Consider the following 2,089-nt stretch of genomic DNA (forward strand, 5'->3'; position numbering starts at 1 on the left):
CGAGGAGCACGGTCTGCGGGCCGGTGTGCTGGCCGGAGTGCGCGAGCAACCCGCGCACCTGGGTCGCGGACAGCCGGGCCGCGGGCGAGCCGATCATCAGTCCCATGATCACCGAGGCCAGCGGACCCTGGCAGCGGGTCAGGTACGGCACCTCGGTGGTGATCGCGTGCATGGTGGCGGCCGTGGACGAGCGCTCGTACGGCGAGTAGCCCTCCACCGCGAAGAACAGCACCGCGCCCAGCGCCCACAGGTCGGACGCGGCGTCGGCGTCGGCGCCGTGGATGCGTTCCGGGGCGAGGTAGGTCGGCGAGCCGATCAGCACGCCGCTGGTGGTCAGCCGCGGGTCGTCCAGCGACTGCGCGATGCCGAAGTCGGTCAGCTTCACCCGGCCGTTGGGCAGCAGCATCACGTTGCTGGGCTTGACATCCCGGTGCACGATGCCGGCCGCGTGCGCCGACTCCAGCGCCGGGAGAAGCTGTCCGGCCAGCGCCACCACCGAGTCCTGCGGCAGCGGGCCGTTCTGCCGGACCACGTCGGCCAGGGTCGGAGCCTCGATCAGCTCCATCACGATGTAGGTGTTGCCGTGCTCCTGCACCACGTCGTAGACGATCACGATGGCCGGGTCGTTGAGCCGGCCGGCGGTGCGGGCCTCGCGCAGCACCCGCTCCTCGAAGACGGCACGCTCGTCGGGCGGCACGCCGTCGGGCAGATGCAGTTCCTTGATCGCCACCCGCCGGCCGATCATGCGGTCCTCGGCCAGCCAGACGATGCCCATGCCCCCACGGCCGATCTCGCGCAGCACCGCGTACCGGCCGGCGATCAGCCGCTGCTCCAGCGGGGGAACCGGTGGTAAGGCGTGGTCTTGGGTCACCGCGTGGATGCTACTGGGAGGCATGGTCACGGGTGGAGCAAACTGGGTCACATGTGGTGGGTGCTGCATGTCGATCTCGACCAGTTCATCGCCGCGGTCGAGGTCCTGCGGCACCCGGAGTTGGCCGGAAAGCCGGTGATCGTCGGCGGGGACGGCGACCCGAAGAAGCGCTCGGTGGTGGCCACCGCCTCCTACGAGGCCCGTGAGTTCGGGGTGCACTCCGGCATGCCGATGCGCACCGCCGCGGCCCGCTGCCCGGAGGCGGTCTTCCTGGCCAGCGACCCGCCGGCCTACGACGCGGCCTCGGAGCGGGTGATGGCGGTGCTGCGCGCGTTTCCGGTGGTGGTCGAGGGGCTCGGCTGGGACGAGGCGTTCCTGGGCGCGGAGACCGACGACCCGGCCGGGCTCGCCGGGCGGATCCAGGACGCGGTGTGGCGGGAGACCCAGCTGTCCTGCGCGGTCGGCATCGGGGACAACAAGCTGCGCGCCAAGATCGCCACCGGGTTCGCCAAGCCCGCCGGGAGCTACGTGCTGACCCGGGAGAACTGGGTGGCGGTGATGGCCGACCGGCCGACCAGGGCGCTGTGGGGCATCGGCCCGAAGACCGCGCACAAGCTCGACGACCTCGGCCTGCGCACGGTCCGCGAGTTGGCCCTCGCCGACCCGGGCGCCCTGGCCAGCCGGTTCGGCCCGAAGATGGGCCCCTGGTACCGGGAGCTGGCCCGCGGCGCCAGCGGCACCGAGGTCACCGCGACACCCTGGCTGGCCAAGTCGCGCAGCCGCGAGGTCACCTTCCAGACCAACATCGCCGACCGCGGCGAACTGTCCACCCAGGTCGTGTCCCTGGCCCGGCGGGTGGCCGACGACGTGCGCGACGAGGCGCGGCCTGCGCACCGGGTCGGGGTCAAGGTGCGGTTCGCCCCGTTCATCACCCAGACCCGCAGCATGACCCTGCCCGAACCGACCGCCGACCCGGCCGTGATCGAGTCGTCGGCGTTGCGGGTGCTGGACATGTTCGAGCACGGCCGCCCGGTCCGCCTGCTCGGCGTCTGGGCCTCCTTCGAGCCGGCCGACTAGGCCTGGTGCACCTCGTGGCCGGCCTCGGTGAGCGCGGCGACGGCGCGGGCCAGGTCGGCCGCCTTCACCAGGATGTGGTCGGTGTCGAAGGTGGACAGTGCGAACAGGCTCACGCCGGCCGCGGCCAGGACGCCGGAGAGG

Annotated in this window: 3 protein-coding genes; 1 reads left to right on the forward strand and 2 read right to left on the reverse strand. The window is 72.5% G+C overall.

From position 1 onward, the window contains the following. Positions 1–871: serine/threonine-protein kinase (locus VFO68_RS24830; RefSeq protein WP_325160785.1), on the reverse strand; the 871-nt coding region annotated here is incomplete at its 3' end. A 51-nt stretch (positions 872–922) separates the two neighbouring features. Between VFO68_RS24830 and VFO68_RS24835 the strand changes: the two genes are divergently transcribed. Then, entirely contained in the window at positions 923–1,948 is a 1,026-nt protein-coding gene (locus tag VFO68_RS24835) for a DNA polymerase IV (RefSeq protein ID WP_325160786.1), read from the forward strand. On the opposite strand, the gene VFO68_RS24840 is transcribed toward VFO68_RS24835, so the two are convergent. Continuing rightward, positions 1,945–2,089, reverse strand: a 145-nt coding sequence (locus tag VFO68_RS24840) for an ACT domain-containing protein (RefSeq protein ID WP_325160787.1), incomplete at its 5' end; no start/stop codon positions are given. The genes VFO68_RS24835 and VFO68_RS24840 overlap by 4 nt on opposite strands.

It is taken from the genome of Actinophytocola sp. (assembly GCF_035712165.1).
GTDB lineage: Bacteria > Actinomycetota > Actinomycetes > Mycobacteriales > Pseudonocardiaceae > DASYTH01.

Excerpts from the sequence above, each read along its gene's own strand:
- VFO68_RS24835 (WP_325160786.1), top strand. The coding sequence starts at position 923 with ATGTGGTGGGTGCTGCATGTCGATCTCGACCAGTTCATCGCCGCGGTC.